The following is a 16,315-nucleotide window of genomic DNA, read 5'->3' as shown; positions in this document are numbered from 1 at the left end:
CTTTCGGTTTCTGTGGACAAAATTAATTTTCAAACCTTATATTTGCACTGTATACAGCTAATTGTATGGTACTAACAAATTTGTAAGCTATGGGGAAAATAAAGGAAAATTCGACGAATAACATCAATAAAAAGTACATACAGGAATGTGATCTGTCTTATGCCGTATGCAGGATTGGCGGAAGATGGAAGCTTCTGATTTTAAACAGACTGAAAGACGGAAAACTACGCTTTAGTGAAGTCCGCGACCGGATTTGTGGAATCACAGAACGAATGCTTACCCTCCAATTAAGAGAGCTTGAAAAAGAAGGTCTGGTGAAAAGGACTGTACACGCCGAAGTTCCGCCCAGAGTGGATTATGAGCTTACCAGCATAGCCCGTGAACTGATTCCGATCTGGGAAGATCTGGAAAAATGGGGAAATAAGCACAAAGACCTGGTTCAAAGTAGCCAGGCTGAAGTTAAGATTTAGGCTGAGATGCATTGACTTTATTGCAAAACAACACGTGAGCTATGATAGCAAGCAATCCGAAAGATGCTCCTACAAAGCAAACTCCTTCCCACTGCGCCAGTTTCCAGGCAATGGAAGCCAGCCAGGTCCCCAGTGATCCGCCGATGAAATAAGAGACCATATACACGGTATTCAGCCTGTTGACCGCATTGGATTTAATTAAAAAATAATTGGTCTGGTTCATAATGTGGCTGGACTGTACTCCAAGATCTACCAGAATAACTCCAACGATAAGCCCCCAATAGGTTTCTCCTGCAAAGTATGTAAAAGCCCAGCTTCCCACAACAATGAGTAACGAGTACAATATAATCCTGTTAAGATCAAGGTATTTCTGAAGCTTTCCCACCTTAGCGGCTGCCAGCGCTCCTACGGCACCGGCCAGTCCAAAGCTCCCTACCACCGAGGAACCGGCATTGAAAGGAGGTTTTTCCATGTGAAATACCAGCGTTGTAAATAAAGCACACATTGACCCAAAGGCCATCGCTCCACGGAACGAAGCCAGCCGCAGTATCGGTTGTGTCTTAGCCAGATGAGCAACAGAACGCATTAACTCCCTGTATGTTCCTTTGAAATTGGGCTGCATTTCCGGAAGCATTCTGTATACGGCCAGCCAAACAATAATCATCAGTCCGGCCGCGATTCCGAACATCGCCCTCCAGCCCCAGATCTCCCCTACAATTCCACCGATAAAACGGGATAAAAGAATCCCAAGCAAAAGACCGGACATGACAAGGCCAATATTGGAAGATTTTTCTTTGTCGGAAGATAATTCTGCAGCTATCGGAACAAACAGCTGGGGAATAACAGATGTTGCCCCGATCATCAGGCTCGCCGCGTACAGCATCCATAACTCCGTGGCAAAGGTCATCCAAAGCAGTGAACCAAAAACAAGAACCAGATCAAATAAAATCAGTTTCTTACGGAAAAATTTATCTCCCAAAGGAACAAGCAACAATAATCCAAGTGCATATCCTATCTGCGTAAGCACCGAGATCCGGCTTGCGGCAGTTTCGGAGACATGAAGATCGTCTGAAATAAGAGCCAGTAAAGGCTGATTATAATAATTGTTGGCTACCACAAGACCCGAAATAACGGCCATCAGCCAGATTACGGTACGGGAAATGCCGGGAGAAGAACTTGCCTGCATGATGCGCTTAGAATTTATTTCAAATTTACGTATAGAATGGATGGAGCGTAAAGAATTCGGATGGTAAGCAATTCATTATTCAGACCAGCAAAATTCAGCATGCTTCTTAAGACTGACAAAGATAATCAATAAAAAAAAGAAACCGTCAGGAAACGGTCTCTTTTCAATCAACTATGGCATTTAATCTTAAAATAATTTCGGCTGGAAAATGAGGGAGTTGTTTTTTCATCAGGTGGCTGTACAGAATGTCAGCCATCTGTTCTGTGTCTATGTTTAACGGAAAAATAGGTGTCAATATTTTATGTCTTTCACTTTTTTTTTGTTATTTCTGATATAGAATATTCTAAAGCCCTTTATTTAAGAGGATTTTTTATGGAATTTCATTTTTTTTCAGCACATTTGTAATAAAACGCATTTCAACTAATTTCCATGGATTTTAAACAACAACTTGTACAGCAGTCGATAGAGGCGAAAGACATTTTTCTGCCCCACATTTCCGCTGATCCCGTTATTTTCGGATTTGAGCATAATGAGCTGAAAGTTCTGCTCCTGAAGACCAATTACAGAAAAATATGGCTGCTCCCGGGCGGCTATGTACGAAAAGATGAAGACCTGGATGAAGCAGTCAAGAGAATCCTTAAAGAAAGATCAGGGATTACGGATATCTATCTTGAGGAATTCGGCGTGTTCGGAAAGAAAAACAGGAGTGAACTGTACTTTGAAGATTTTGATGATACGCTTTTCCAGAAACAGCGTTTTATAACCGTTGGCTATTATGCGCTGTACAGTCCTTCAATGTTTCGCCTGGTTCCGGATGAGTTCAGTGAAACCTGTGAATGGGTGTATGTCAGCAAGCTTCCGGAAATAGAATTCGGAATGGATCATTATGAAATTATTCAGCAGGCCCTGTTTACCCTGAGACAGAAAATTTCCACAAAACCTATCGGCCAGAATCTTCTCCCTGAAAAGTTTACCCTTCCTGAGCTGCAGAAATTATATGAAGCCATTTTAGGAAAAGACCTGAACCGTGGAAATTTTTACCGTAAAATTAAAAATATGGGAATTCTGAAAAAACTGGAAGAACAAAGACGCGGCGGTGCCCACAAAGCTCCGGACCTCTATTCTTTTGATGATGAACACTACGCCCGGGCCATGAAAAACGGACTGAACAGCTGGTGATCGTTTTTTCCGATAAGCCATATTGACAAAAAAGGTTTTTAAATCCTGAAAATAATGGGGAAATTTGCAGCATGAAAATTATTCCGCTTAAAGAAGGCAATTTTTCCGCCAGCAAAACAAAAGATTTTACCTTACTGACCGATGAGAACTTTGATACTGTAAAAGGAATCAAAATGTCTGTACAGCCCTTTCTGATTGTTACGGAGCATGATTTTATACTTCTTGACGCCGGAACAGGCTGGAAAAATAATGCCGGAAAAATGGTAATTTCTGAACTCCTGGAAAAAGAAAATATCAAACCGGAGCAGATAACAAAGCTTCTTCTTTCCCATCTTCATAAGGACCATATTGACGGGAGCATCCGGAAAACAGAGACCGGTTTTGAAGCGGTATATCCTAATGCCAAAATTTATATTCAGAAGCGTGAACTGGATTTTGCTATGGAAAACAAGGGCAACCCTTCTTTTGATTTTGATACGCTGGAACAGCTGATCAGTCTTCCGAATATTGTATGGATGGAGGAAGATCAGGGAAATATCAGTGAAGAAATTTCATTTGAAGTGGTAGGCGGACACACGCCTTTTATGCAGGTGTTCTGGATCCGGGAAAATAACGAAACCGTGTTCTACGGTGCAGATGACCTTCCTCAGGCATCATACCTGAAATACCATCTGGCTTATAAAAGTGATTTCGATGGAAGGAAAGCAATGGAATTAAGGCTGGAATGGCAGGAAAAGGCAGCTGCAGAACATTGGAAGATACTACTTTATCACGATCTGGATAAAGCAGTAATCCAAATATAAGCTGTCGCACAAAATTATTTAAAGTTCATTAAACCATTTATAAATGTCCAGATCAGAAGGGATATTGAGTTTTTTCCGGATTCTGTTCTTTCTGTTCTGGATGGCCTTTGGAGTTACAAAGGTATAGGTGGCAATTTCCTTGGTGGTAAAGTTGAGTTTTAGGTAAATGCAGAAAATCAGTTCAGAATTTTTGAGATTAGGATACACTTTCGCTATCTTTTCAAAAAAATCCGGATATACCAATCTGGCCTTATTCATCAGGCGTGGAGAATTTTCTTTGGCCAGTGCAATGATCTCATCCTGCATTAAAATTTTTTGATTCAAATCTTCTAAATTGGATTGCGGTTTTTCGTTTTTCATAATATTTTTCTCATCTCTACTAATTTCTGATGCAGTGGCACCAGTACAAACTCTTCTTCTATGGCTATATCTTATAGCTGCTTTACGGGGCTTTACAGGATCTGTTTATATTTCATAATTTCTGCCTGAGCAGACTCTCTATATATTTTTTCGGGGGTACGTTATTTATTTTTAAAGTCCACATCAGATTAATTCTTCCGACAGTTTATTAGATCAAACAAAGAAAGAAAAAATGATTAAAATTTCACTTAATTAAAATACCACATATGTACCACGTCATATGCATAAACAGAGTATTTCCTTTATTTTAAAATAAGTCATCCGGAAGAGTTTCCCAATTGCTTATTTTAAACAAATGTAGCAGAATACAGATCTTCTTTTTTATGATCTCAATCAACCTTTTTCAGGATTTTATTATCTGATATAAAGTAAATACGGAAATTTTGGAACATGGCTTATTTGAATTGTGTGGTACTTATATGGTACCCTTTTTTGAATAAACTGATCAAAAATTAGACTTTCTTTACATTATTGAAATTTCGAGTTTTTTTCTTTTTATAAGTGATGAAGGAAATCAATGGTTAAATATTTGTTTAAATTTTAATTAAATCCAATCAAACTATGATCATTGAAGATTTACTGATTTCATTTGGAGCAGAAACGAGAGTCTATAAATCCGGAGATATTATATTCCGTGAAGGAGAATTTTCTTCGTTTTACTACCAGATTGAAAAAGGACAGATTAAACTTAATAATTACACTGAAGAGGGCAAGGAATTTATTCAGAATATCTTCTCTCAGGGTCATAGTTTTGGAGAATCCCTTCTTTTCGTAGACCGTCCTTACCCCATGAATGCCGTAGCAATAGAAGACTCCCGCATTTACAGGCTCCCAAAATCAAGCTTTTTAAATCTGATCAAACAAAACCAGGAAGTTTCACTGACTGTTTACCAATGCATGGCGGAAAGAATGTATTACAAGTACATTATGCTGTATAATCTTTCTTCCCAGAACCCTGTCCTGAAACTTAAACAGCTGATGGATTATCTCAAAAGCTATGCTGAAAACAAATCTCCCTATTCTTTTCAGATTCCACTGACCAGGCAGCAGCTGGCCTCCCTTACCGGCCTCCGCGTAGAGACCGTAATCAGGGTAATCAAACAGATGGAAAAGGAAAAAATCCTGAAGATTGAGAAGAGAAAGATTTTTTATTGAGGGGTTTGAGTCACGAAGAAGGGATACCGGAGATGGAAGTCATATAACTACATCAATATGAATTCGTCACCCGAAACAAACCTATCCTTCTCTGTCCAGCTGCCTTTGAAATTCCTCCAGATATCTCGCAATATGAATCCCGTCTGCCAGTCCGTGATGGGCTTCTACAGACACCGGAAGATATTTTCTTCCGTTTTTAATATTGAATTTTCCGAATGTAATTTTCGGAACAGATTCTGAATTGTTGAAACCGGTAGGATGCAGTAAAGCACTGAAAGAATTCCAGGGAATGGTGGAATGCCGGACAAGATCTTTACCCAGCTCACCATTGTTCATTCTGATCCCTGACGTGCGCTGCACATCTTCAATTTCCTCCTGCATCACTGCATTAAATACTGTAAAATCTTTTGAAAAAGGGATAAAAGCAAAACCAAAAGTCCCGTCTGCCCTTCCTATGGTAGTCCCTGCATGAATAGCATCATATAAAACCACCTGGTTATCGACAATCCGCAGTTTTAATTCATCCACTGCATTCACGGCAACCATCGACCTGTGAAGATAGGTGGCGAAAAAAGAATCTCCTTTGTCTTTTGCATAAGCATATGCCTCCGTACAGTCAACTTCCGTGGTAAACCCGAAATACGGGCTTGCCATTTTTGAGAAGAATTCAAAATGCTCTTTCCTGTTCCATTTTTCGATGTCTATAATCTTCATTACTTTTTGCATGCTGCAAATTTCGGTAAGTTTTGCGGTATTTCAAGGATTAAACTAAAAAATGTATGAAGTATAGTCGGTGAAAATAGAACAGGACTGTACTAATCAAAGCCGGTTTTGGTCAGTTTTTTGATGCATTCTGAACAGTTTGCCGTCATTAAAGCTTACCTTATTACTATACATTACTTATTTCACAGAGCTTCGGTATACAAAGAGAAGCTGTTTATAACAAATTTTAAAATACATTATGAATACAGAAAAAATAGGATTTATCGGATTAGGAAATATGGGCCATCCCATGGCTAAAAACCTTGAAAAAGCAGGATTCCCATTGTCGGTGTACAACAGGTCTGCTGAAAAAGCTGAAGATTTTAAAGAAAAATCCACTGTGTATACTCAAATTCCTGACCTGGTAAAAAATAATGATATTATCCTCACGATGCTGACGGATGACCGTGCTGCCAAAGCCGTGTATGAAGATATTTTAAAATCTGATATCAGCGGAAAACTTTTTATAGACATGAGCACTATTTCCCTGCAGGCTACAGCTGAACTGAGCGGGGCAGTCAGAATAAAGGAAGCCTCGTTCATTGATGCCCCGGTGGCAGGAAGTACAGGTCCTGCCGCAGAAGGAACCCTGATCATTATGGCAGGCGGCGAAGAGAAAGACCTTCAGCGTGCCATGCCTTATTTTGAGAAGCTGGGAAAAGCCGTAAAACATCTGGGAGAAAACGGAAAAGGAATTGCAGGGAAACTGTCGATCAATTATTTTCTGTCAGCCATCTATCAGGGATTGGCAGAAACCATTCTGTTTGCAGATCAATTGGGAATTGACCGTACTGCAATGCTGGAAATTATTAACGAAAGTGCCAGCGGAAGCGGTGCGACAAAAGTTAAAACGCCTCTGCTGATCCATGATGATTACAAACCTGCTTTTGCTTTGGATCTGATGTTAAAGGACATTTTACTGGCCAAAGAAGCCGGAGCTGACTTTCCTCTATCTGAAGTTCTGAGCAAAACCTATCAATCTGCCCATGATAAAGGTTTCGGTAAGGATGATGTGATCGGGATTATTAATTATTTGAAAAATCAGGCTGAAAAATAATACAGGTTTTTATGAAGGAGCTTATTCTTTGCTTTGAACAACTTCATTCTGAGCTGCTGCTTTACTGAAAATAGTTGTCCCTATACTGGCTACAATAACACAGCCGATTGAAATCCATTGTAAAAAGCTCAGTTTTTCTGCCAGGAATACCCAACCCGAAAGGGCTGCAAATGCAGGCTCTAAACTCATAAGAATACTGAAGGTTTTTGCCGGAAGTCTTTTCAGTGCCATCATTTCCAGTGAAAATGGCAATGCGCTTGATAAAATAGCCACTCCTAAACCTTTTACAAAAATAGAAGGTGTAAGGTTAAAAACAGCTCCATCCCATATGGTAAACGGGATGATGACCAGACTTGCGAATACCATTCCGGTAGTAACCGCATCTTTTCCGTCCATAATCTTAGACACTTTTCCACCCATTACGATGTATAACGCCCAAAACATTCCTGCAAGAAAAGCCAATCCAAGTCCAACCAGATCAACATGATCACTCTGCCACGGAACAATGAGTAATATCCCGATACAGGCCAGCAATGCCCATATAATATCCAGTAATTTCCGGGATAAAGCAATGGCCAGAAATAAAGGTCCTGCAAATTCTACCGTAACTGCCAGTCCCAAAGGAATCCTTTGAATAGCCATATAGAAAACAAGATTCATTGCTGCCAGGCCGATTCCATATATCGCACAGTATTTCCATTTTTGTGCGGTAAACTGCAAAAATTTCGGACGGTTAATCAATATAAGCAAAACAGCAGAAAGCCCAATCCTCAAACTAACCGTTCCAATGGGTCCTATCAGAGGAAAGAGCTGCTTGGCAATAGAAGCGCCTCCCTGTACACAGATAATCGCTAATAGCGTTGCAGAAATTGCTATGTTTGAATTTTTCATTTCTAAATTTAATATTCGTAAAAGCAACCTATGGAAATGAATTTCAGGACTTAAGAGAACTTTATTCTATACGGTGTAAGCCCGGTTTATAGTCTGCGATATTTTACCCCAAATATATTAAAACTTTACTTCCCCGGACGCCTGGAATGACCAGTTATAATTTAAAAATTGTTTACATCTTCAAGAAATAAAAGGAACAGCTGCTTACTGTTCCTTTCTTATACTAGTTGTGTTTTTTTATTCTAAATTTCTGTGGTGGTAAGACCGAACTTCTGTTTAAATGAATAATAGAAATGGGACAGATTTTCAAATCCCAGTTCCAGATAAATGTCCGATGGCTTTTCGTTCTTATGCCGGATCTGGAAATAGGCTTCTTCCAGTCTTTTTTCTTTAAGCCACTGTTTGGGTGTCATATGGAATGCTTTGCCAAAATCACGCTTAAATCCCGAAAGACTGCGCCCTGTAAGCCTCGCAAACGTTTCTACTGATACATTGAACATGAAATTTTTATTCATGAATTCCTTCAGATCAATTTTATACGGCTCCGAGAAATCGAAAAGCATATTCTTAAAGTCTTGATTGCTTTGGAGAATGAGTTCAATAGCCTCTTTGATCTTTAAAATAATCAATCTTGAAGTTGCCGTCTTCGTTTTGTCGATATACGGAAGAAGCGAAGTAAAATAACCGCTGAAAAACTGATCAGATTCAAAGAAAAGCTTTTGCGTATCCGGGAATCTTTCAACAGCGGTGATTTTATTTTCTGCCGCATACTGGCGTAGGGTTTCAAGGTCCAGCGTAATCGCCAGGAACTGATATTTTCCATTTTTTGCAGGATGCTTTATCGTACGGATCAGCTGGTTTTTTCTGACCAGAACCACGGTATTTTCCTTAATAACTGTTTTTCCTTTATCATGGAACGCGTGGGTTTCTCCGGACAGCTGAAAGCCCAGGAAATGATCCGGAATAAATTCTTCATGTCCCCTGTATGTTTCAAAAGCACATGAATACACCAGCTTATCGAATATGATCTCAGACGTTTTCTCCATACCTGCAAATATCTGAAATTTAAGATAAAACCGCAGCACCGGCAGCCGCAATCTCTTTATCCTGCTCAGGAGTTCCGCCGGAAGATGCGATAGCCCCGATGATTTTTCCTTCGCTGTCTTTGATCACTACTCCACCTGCAATCGTCAGAAGTCCGTCATTGGAATTCAGCATGCCATATCCATGAATATCCGTTCCGGAAATAATGCTTCCCATCACCTCGCTGTCTATTCCGAACATCACTGCTGTTCTTGCCTTTTTAAAGGCAAAATCAATAACACCCCAGACACTGTCCAGCCTTGCCATGGCCATCAGATGTCCTCCTGCATCCACCACTGCCAGACTTACCTGAATATTCATGGATCCTGCTTTTTCTATAGCTGCATCAAGTACCTTGGCAGCCTGTTTGTACGTGATCTCCATGATTTAACTTTTTGCCGTCCAGGCATCTGCCTGAAGCTGTTTTACAAAATCTTCCGTTTCTTTCGGATGTACATTTCTGAAATTGGAATTTTCATCTAAAGCCACGTTCACAATCACGTCAGCCATAGACTGCGGATCCAGCTGATGAGCTAATGAATCAGCTACTCCATCCAATGCAGAGTCTGGAGTGAAATTCACTTCCGGATTATACCAGCGGAAAATAGAATCTACTCCCCTGTCATTGAATCCTGTTCCAAAAACACCCGGATTGCATGTGGCAATTTTGATATTGAACGGAGCCAGTTCGGTTTTCAAGCCTTCTGCAATAGATTCCATGGCATATTTTGAAGCACAATAGGCTGCTACGTAAGGAACAGTCCATAAACCTCCCATTGAAGTTGTAAATACGATTTTACCCGGCTTCTTCTGCTCAACGAATTTTTTGATAAAACCCTGAGCAAGTTCCAATCCTCCAAAAACATTTACATCAAACATAGAGCGAACGAGCTCCAGCGGCTGTTCTGCAATAGGTCCGCCTTCCATAATTCCTGCATTACTGATCAGGATATCAATATCATATTTTTGATGAATGTAAGCAATATCGCGCGAATCAGTAACATCCAGCTTATCCACTGTAAGTTCTATTCCCTGCTCTTTGGCTTCACGGATTAAATCACTCATCTGTGGATACACCTGTGCTGTTGCAATTACCTTATGTCCTTTTCCGGCAAGATCAAATGCGGCTATTTTTCCGAGACCGCTTGCTGCACCTGTAATTAAAATTGTTTTGCTCATTTTGTTTTATTATTGTTACAGATACAAATTTCAAAGATTCCAGAACGATTTTTATTGGTGAAAAGCTCAATGTTCTATTGCTGAAAAGTTCAGAATACACAAGAGGTGTTTCCGCTGAGTTTTTACATACCATACTTTATTATAAAATTTATTGATCAGCCTATTTTGGTGGGATTTTTGAAGATAACTATTAAACCGATCACACCATTGAAACTAATCACATTTACAAGCAAAGGAATTTATTGTCCGCAGGGGAAATTTTATATTGATCCCTGGAGGCCTGTTGACTTAGCTGTCATCACACACGGACATGCAGACCATGCCCGCTGGGGAATGAAAAAATATCTTTGTCATCACTACACAAAACCTATTCTCTATCAAAGAATCGGGCCTGATATTGAATGTCAGGGTGCTGAATATGGCGAAGTACTTACCATCAACGGAGTGAAAATTTCACTGCATCCGGCCGGTCACATTATCGGTTCAGCACAGGTAAGATTGGAATATAAAGGCTATATCACTGTGATTTCCGGAGATTATAAAGTGCAGGAAGATGGTCTCAGTACGCCTTTTGAGCTGGTAAAATGTAATGAGTTTGTGACGGAAAGCACTTTCGGACTGCCTGTCTACAACTGGCTGGATGTTCCTGATCTAAACCAAAAGCTTCAAACCTGGGTGCTGAAAAACCGGGAAAATGCAAAAACATCTGTATTCATCGGTTATTCATTGGGAAAAGCACAGCGAATTATGAAAGCGGTAGAAGGTTTGGGAAATATATATGTCCATTATTCCATCGGAAAACTGAATGAAGCGTTTGAATCTGTCGGAATTGATCTTCCGGAATATCAGATTGCCGACTTCAGAGAGAATGTAAAAGAAGTCCAGCATGAAATTGTCATCGTTCCTCCGGCACTTTTAGACAGCAATATTATCCGGAAAATACCAGATGCGGCCACTGCCATTTGTTCCGGATGGATGCAGGTACGCGGTGCCCGAAGATGGCGAAGTGCAGATGCGGGATTTGCCATGAGCGACCACGCAGACTGGAAGGGATTACTACAGACCGTAAAAGCTACAGAAGCCGAACTGGTGCACGTTACCCACGGACAGACCGAAATATTTTCAAAATACCTGAATGAAATCGGCATCAAAGCGGATGTTGTACAGACCCAGTTCGGGGAAGATGAGGAAGAAGCTGAAAAAGAAATCATTGAAAATCCGGAGCCATGAAACATTTCGCAGATCTCATCAACGCTTTGGAAACCACCAACAAGACCAATGCGAAAATAGACGCCATTATCGATTATCTGGAACGTGCCCCGGACGAGGATAAAGTATGGTTTATTGCCCTGTTTACCGGAAAACGTCCCAAAAGGAATGTCAATACCAATTATATGAAAGAATGGGCGCTGGAAATCACAAAGCTGCCGTTCTGGCTGTTTCAGGAAAGCTATTCTTCAGTAGGAGACCTGGGAGAAACCCTGTCGCTGATCCTGCCCCCGCCTTCGGAAAAAATAGACCGTACGCTTTCCCAGTGGATGACGGATATCGTTAATTTAAAAGATCAATCTGAAGGTGAAAAAAAAGAATTTGTACTGCAATCATGGAACGGACTGGATTATACAGAACGGCTGATATTCAATAAATTATTAGGAGGAAGCTTCCGGATCGGGGTTTCTGATAAAACACTGATCAATGCGCTGACCAGATTCTCATCCCAGGAATCCAGCACATTGATGCACAGCCTGATGGGAAAATGGATCCCCGGTGAGGTTTCATTTCAGGAACTGATCTCGGCAGAAAATATCAATCCGGATAATTCCAAACCTTATCCTTTCTGCCTGGCCTATCCGCTGGAAAAAGAGCTGGAAGAACTTGGCAGTCCTGATGAATGGCAGATAGAATACAAATGGGACGGAATCCGCGGCCAGATCATCCGCAGGAACGATGAAGTCTTTATCTGGTCAAGAGGTGAAGAGCTCATCACAGAACAGTTTCCGGAAATAAAAGAAGTGGTTCAGGCTATGAAAGGTAACTTTGTTTTAGATGGAGAAATACTTGCGGTAAAGGACTCTAATGTTTTAAATTTTAATGAATTACAAAAAAGATTAAACAGGAAAACTTTAACTAAAAAAATGCTGGCAGATATTCCGATTGAAGTTTTTGTTTATGATCTTTTAGAGCTTGAAGGAACTGATCTCCGGGAGAAACCCATGTCCGCCAGACGGGCCATGCTGGAAGAATTATTGCTGAATGAAAGCCCTGAGAAAATTAAACTTTCGCAGGTTATCTCTTTTGAACATTGGGAAGCCCTCAATATAATCCGTGAGGAATCCAGGGAAATCAACAGTGAAGGTTTAATGCTTAAGCTGAAAAATTCTCCTTATCATGCAGGAAGAAAAAAAGGTGACTGGTGGAAATGGAAAGTCAGCCCGCTCACTATAGATGCAGTCTTGATTTATGCCCAAAAAGGCAGCGGAAGAAGAAGTGCATACTACACTGATTATACCTTTGCCGTAAAAAATGGTGACAGCCTGATGACCATTGCAAAAGCGTATTCCGGGCTTACCGACAAAGAAATTATGGAAGTCAGTAAGTTTGTGAATAAAAATGCAATAGAAAAATTCGGCCCGGTACGAACGGTGAAAGCAGAGCTTGTATTTGAAATTGCCTTTGAAGGTATAGGATTCAGCAGCAGGCACAAAAGCGGTGTGGCGCTAAGATTTCCAAGAATTGTAAGGTGGCGGAAAGACAAAACTGTAGACGAAATTGACGAACTTGAAGAAATAAAAAAACTGATCCAATAATTTGAAAGCATTTGAAAATACCAACGGATTCAGGGTCATTCAGCAGTGGATGGCCGATAAAGGTATTTCCCCATTCAAATTTCAGATCGATACCTGGCAGAAATTCGGAAACGGATACAGCGGAATGGTCGTTGCGCCAACAGGTTTCGGAAAAACATTTTCTGTATTCCTTGCTTTGGTCTCAGACTTTATGAACCATCCTGAAAACTATAAAAAAGGACTGAAGATGGTCTGGATCACTCCCCTTCGGTCACTGTCCAAGGATATTGCAAAGGCTATGCAGGAAGCGGTGGATGAAATCGGCCTCGACTGGTCTATTGGCGTCAGAAACGGAGATACAGAACAAAAAGTAAAACAGCAGCAGATCCGGAATATGCCGGAAATACTGGTCGTTACTCCAGAAAGTCTTCACTTGCTTTTAGGCCAGAAAAACCACGTCCGTTTTTTCCAGGATACAAAATGTGTTGCTGTGGATGAATGGCATGAATTGCTGGGCTCAAAACGTGGCGTTATGGTTGAACTTGCCATTTCACAGTTAAGAAAATATGTTCCCAAAATAAAAATATGGGGAATTACGGCTACTATTGGAAATCTGGAAGAAGCTATGGATGTTTTAATTCCCTATGAAATTAAAAAAACGAAAATTACAGCCAAAGAGCAAAAGAAGATAGACATTATTCCGGTCATCCCCAACGAGGTTGAAATTCTTCCCTGGGCAGGCCATTTAGGAGCAAAATTAGCCGATAAGATTGTGCCTATTATTCTTAATTCGAAATCTACCATTGTGTTCACCAACACCCGGAGCCAGAGTGAAATGTGGTATCAGCTTCTGCTGGATGTTTATCCCGATTTTGCAGGACAAATTGCTATCCACCACAGCTCTATTGATGCTCATCTCCGGATCTGGATTGAGGAAAATTTAAGTTCCGGTAAGCTGAAAGCGGTAGTTTCTACCTCTTCCTTAGATCTCGGAATTGATTTTAAACCTGTGGATACCGTTATTCAGGTCGGTTCCGCAAAAGGAGTGGCCAGGTTTCTGCAGCGGGCCGGACGGAGCGGGCACTCCCCTTTTGAAACGTCTAAAATTTACTGTGTTCCCACCCATTCCCTTGAGCTGATCGAAGTGGCTGCTTTGAAAGAAGCGGTGAAACAGAAGGTTATAGAGCCTCGTGAACCGCAGGTTTTATGCTTTGATGTACTCGTTCAGTTTCTCATGACTTTAGCAGTCGGAGATGGATTTTATCCTGAAGAAACATTCGAAAGGATCAAAAAGACATTTGCTTTCCAGGAAATGACAGACCAGGAATGGAAGAGCATCCTTGATTTCCTGACCATCGGCGGGAGTGTATTGAAAAGCTATGAAGAATTCCATAAAATCGTGATCATGGAAGATGGTCTGTACAAAGTAACGTCAAGAAAAATAGCCATGCTTCACCGGATGAATATGGGCGTAATTGTAAGCGATGCCATGCTGAAAGTGAAATTTATTTCCGGAGGCTACATCGGGATGGTGGAAGAGTATTTTATATCAAAGCTAAAGAAAGAAGAAAAATTTATTCTGGCAGGACGAACCCTTGAAGTCGCAATGATCAAGGATATGACCGTATTTGTCCGGGCAGCAAAAGGAAAGGCCATAGCACCGAGCTATTTGGGGGGAAGACTTCCTTTAAGCTCTAATTTAGGCCATTTTTTAAGAGAAAAGCTTTCGCATGCCCTCAATCCGAAAGCGTCAGAAAAAGAACTGAAGTTTTTACATCCATTGCTGGCCAATCAGGAAAAAAACTCCCATATCCCCAAAGAAGATGAATTTCTGGTGGAGCTGATTAAAAACCGGGAAGGCTATCATCTCTTCATGTATCCCTTCGAAGGCCGTCTGGTACACGAAGTGATGGCTGCACTGATCGCTTACCGCATTTCAAAGCTCGCTCCTATCTCCTTTTCCATGGCGATGAATGATTACGGTTTTGAGCTGTTCAGTGATAAAGAAATTCCGTTAAATGAAGAGAATCTCCACAAAATACTTACCCGCAAAAACCTGATGAACGACGTAATTGCCAGCATCAATTCAGCAGAAATGGCAAGACGGAAATTCAGGGATATTGCGGTGATTTCCGGCATGGTCATCCAGAATTATGCGGGAAAACAACGTTCCAACAAATCCTTACAAAGCTCTGCCGGCCTGATCTTTAAAGTCCTCGAAGATTATGACCAGGATCATTTCCTTGTAAGGCAGGCCTATACCGAAGTCTTTAATATGCAGCTTCAGGAGCAGCGCCTGGTGGAAGCCTTTAAAAGAATTGAACGGTCAAAAATCATTTTAAAATATTCCCATACCTTTACCCCTTTGAGTTTCCCGATCAAAGTAGACAGCCTGAGGCAGACGCTTTCCAGTGAAAGCCTGGATGCGAGGATCAGGAAGATGGTGGAACAGGCGGGAAGGAGGGTTTGAGGGTGTTAGAGTTTTAGAGTTTAAAGTTATAAATTATGAGTGATGAGTTTGGTTGCTAGGTGCTGGTTGTGAGATCCTGGATTTGGTGGCTAGTTGAGGAACAGAGCTTTTTCTTTATACTATAATTTTACACGCAGCTCAACATCATGAATACATTTTACGTTAATACATTAATACATTAATACAACTTACTAATATACATTTTACAAAAATTGAACATCGCCGAAAAAAATATCAGCCTTAACAACGAAATATTCACATTAACCAATCAGCGGGCCGCGTTCTGGAAAAAAGAGAAAGCATTGATTCTTTCTGATCTGCATATCGGGAAAACAGCCCATTTCCGTAAAAACGGGATTGCAGTGGCCAGTTATATTATGAAAAGTGATCTGGAACGGCTTTCCGTTCTTATTGCTTATTTTCAGCCGGAAAAATTTATCGTCGTTGGAGATCTGCTTCATGCCGGCGATAATTCTGATGTGGATGAATTCTGCAGCTGGAGAAACCAATATCCTGATCTGGATTTTATCCTTATCAAAGGAAACCATGACCGTTTGTCTGCTGCACTGGAAAAAAAATTATGTTTGAATGTTAAGAGAGATTCCCTTACCATTGATGGTTTTACATTCATTCATGATTTTGATACAACGCGGTCTGAATTTCAGATTACAGGACACATCCATCCGGGTATTGTATTGAATTCCTCGGTAAAAAGTATCAGACTGCCATGTTTTGTTCAAACAAAAAATCAACTTTTACTACCTGCCTTCAGTGAATTTACAGGATTGGATACGCGGAATATTCCCAAAGGCGGAAAATTTTTCGTGTTTACGGATTCTGAGATTCATGAGATATGAGGGTGAGGCTAAGGCTA

At 40.7% G+C, this 16,315-nt stretch carries 16 protein-coding genes; 9 read left to right on the top strand and 7 right to left on the bottom strand.

Annotated elements, in window-relative coordinates; translation table 11 throughout:
• The first annotated feature begins 89 nt into the window (after window positions 1–89).
• A complete protein-coding gene (locus tag B7E04_RS13830; protein ID WP_080779185.1) occupies window positions 90–470 on the top strand; it encodes a winged helix-turn-helix transcriptional regulator in 381 nt (126 codons plus the stop codon).
• On the opposite strand, the gene B7E04_RS13825 is transcribed toward B7E04_RS13830, so the two are convergent.
• On the bottom strand, window positions 460–1,656 hold the full coding sequence (locus B7E04_RS13825) for an MFS transporter (RefSeq protein ID WP_080779184.1): 1,197 nt from the start codon (window positions 1,654–1,656) through the stop codon (window positions 460–462). The genes B7E04_RS13830 and B7E04_RS13825 overlap by 11 nt on opposite strands.
• A gap of 429 nt (window positions 1,657–2,085) precedes the next feature.
• Between B7E04_RS13825 and B7E04_RS13820 the strand changes: the two genes are divergently transcribed.
• On the top strand, window positions 2,086–2,835 hold the full coding sequence (locus B7E04_RS13820; protein WP_080779183.1) for an NUDIX hydrolase: 750 nt from the start codon (window positions 2,086–2,088) through the stop codon (window positions 2,833–2,835).
• Window positions 2,836–2,906: 71 nt separating this feature from the next.
• Window positions 2,907–3,638: an MBL fold metallo-hydrolase gene (locus B7E04_RS13815; protein WP_080779182.1), complete on the top strand. Its 732-nt coding sequence runs from the start codon at window positions 2,907–2,909 to the stop codon at window positions 3,636–3,638.
• 18 nt (window positions 3,639–3,656) lie between these two features.
• On the opposite strand, the gene B7E04_RS13810 is transcribed toward B7E04_RS13815, so the two are convergent.
• Window positions 3,657–3,998 (bottom strand): helix-turn-helix transcriptional regulator, encoded by a 342-nt coding sequence (locus B7E04_RS13810; RefSeq protein ID WP_080779181.1) that lies wholly within the window; start codon window positions 3,996–3,998, stop codon window positions 3,657–3,659.
• A gap of 621 nt (window positions 3,999–4,619) precedes the next feature.
• Here B7E04_RS13810 and B7E04_RS13805 point away from each other — a divergent pair.
• Complete coding sequence (locus B7E04_RS13805; RefSeq protein WP_080779180.1) at window positions 4,620–5,213, top strand: Crp/Fnr family transcriptional regulator; 594 nt, start codon at window positions 4,620–4,622, stop codon at window positions 5,211–5,213.
• An 81-nt stretch (window positions 5,214–5,294) separates the two neighbouring features.
• Here the strand turns inward: B7E04_RS13805 and B7E04_RS13800 are convergent, their stop codons facing one another.
• Window positions 5,295–5,927, bottom strand: coding sequence for a chloramphenicol acetyltransferase (locus B7E04_RS13800; RefSeq protein ID WP_080780692.1), 633 nt, complete (start codon window positions 5,925–5,927; stop codon window positions 5,295–5,297).
• A gap of 247 nt (window positions 5,928–6,174) precedes the next feature.
• On the opposite strand from B7E04_RS13800, the gene B7E04_RS13795 reads away from it, so the two are divergent.
• On the top strand, window positions 6,175–7,032 hold the full coding sequence (locus B7E04_RS13795) for an NAD(P)-dependent oxidoreductase (protein ID WP_080779179.1): 858 nt from the start codon (window positions 6,175–6,177) through the stop codon (window positions 7,030–7,032).
• A gap of 21 nt (window positions 7,033–7,053) precedes the next feature.
• Here B7E04_RS13795 and B7E04_RS13790 read toward each other — a convergent pair whose 3' ends face one another.
• From B7E04_RS13790 to B7E04_RS13775, 4 genes are all read right to left on the bottom strand, one after another.
• Window positions 7,054–7,923, bottom strand: coding sequence for an EamA family transporter (locus B7E04_RS13790; RefSeq protein WP_080779178.1), 870 nt, complete (start codon window positions 7,921–7,923; stop codon window positions 7,054–7,056).
• 242 nt (window positions 7,924–8,165) lie between these two features.
• The gene (locus B7E04_RS13785) at window positions 8,166–8,969 is read right to left on the bottom strand and encodes a helix-turn-helix domain-containing protein (RefSeq protein WP_080779177.1); all 804 of its coding nucleotides are present in this window, start codon (window positions 8,967–8,969) and stop codon (window positions 8,166–8,168) included.
• Between the two features lie 19 nt (window positions 8,970–8,988).
• Complete coding sequence (locus B7E04_RS13780; protein WP_080779176.1) at window positions 8,989–9,390, bottom strand: GlcG/HbpS family heme-binding protein; 402 nt, start codon at window positions 9,388–9,390, stop codon at window positions 8,989–8,991.
• 3 nt (window positions 9,391–9,393) lie between these two features.
• A complete protein-coding gene (locus B7E04_RS13775) occupies window positions 9,394–10,185 on the bottom strand; it encodes an SDR family oxidoreductase (RefSeq protein ID WP_080779175.1) in 792 nt (263 codons plus the stop codon).
• 207 nt (window positions 10,186–10,392) lie between these two features.
• Between B7E04_RS13775 and B7E04_RS13770 the strand changes: the two genes are divergently transcribed.
• From B7E04_RS13770 to pdeM, 4 genes are all read left to right on the top strand, one after another.
• Entirely contained in the window at window positions 10,393–11,415 is a 1,023-nt protein-coding gene (locus B7E04_RS13770) for a ligase-associated DNA damage response exonuclease (protein ID WP_080780691.1), read from the top strand.
• Entirely contained in the window at window positions 11,412–12,992 is a 1,581-nt protein-coding gene (locus tag B7E04_RS13765; protein WP_080779174.1) for an ATP-dependent DNA ligase, read from the top strand. The genes B7E04_RS13770 and B7E04_RS13765 overlap by 4 nt, the downstream gene beginning before the upstream one ends.
• 1 nt (window position 12,993) lies before the next feature.
• Entirely contained in the window at window positions 12,994–15,441 is a 2,448-nt protein-coding gene (locus B7E04_RS13760; RefSeq protein WP_139785402.1) for a ligase-associated DNA damage response DEXH box helicase, read from the top strand.
• Window positions 15,442–15,653: 212 nt separating this feature from the next.
• Window positions 15,654–16,298 (top strand): ligase-associated DNA damage response endonuclease PdeM, encoded by a 645-nt coding sequence (gene pdeM, locus B7E04_RS13755; protein ID WP_165439443.1) that lies wholly within the window; start codon window positions 15,654–15,656, stop codon window positions 16,296–16,298.
• The last annotated feature ends 17 nt before the right edge of the window (window positions 16,299–16,315 follow it).

The organism is Chryseobacterium phocaeense, from assembly GCF_900169075.1.
Lineage (GTDB): Bacteria > Bacteroidota > Bacteroidia > Flavobacteriales > Weeksellaceae > Chryseobacterium > Chryseobacterium phocaeense.
Note: the sequence above shows the minus strand (reverse complement) of the source record. Positions and strands in the feature narration are given on the sequence as shown.